The 239-nt window shown below is 61.9% G+C and carries 1 protein-coding gene; it reads right to left on the minus strand.

The features are described 5' to 3' along the window. Window positions 1-220 (minus strand): aldehyde dehydrogenase family protein (locus AC0L3B_RS40215; protein WP_473383596.1); only part of this gene is annotated, 220 nt, incomplete at its 3' end. Between the last annotated feature and the right edge of the window lie 19 nt (window positions 221-239).

Here is a 239-nt window from a genome sequence, read left to right on the forward strand (position 1 = left end):
CGCTGAACGCGTTGACGAAGATGCCGCCGGTTTCCAGCTGGTTGGCGATGTCCCGCGCTTTCGCCGGGTCGGTGGTGAAGATACTTGCGGTCAGGCCGAATTCGCTGTCGTTGGCCAATGCCACCGCATGGTCGGCGTCGCGGGCGGTGATGATGGACGCAACAGGGCCGAACAGTTCCTGCTTGAACGAGGTCATCTGGTCGGTGACGTCAGCCAGCACGGTGGGCTCGTAATAGTTG

It is taken from the genome of Bradyrhizobium sp. Kon56, from assembly GCF_055807635.1.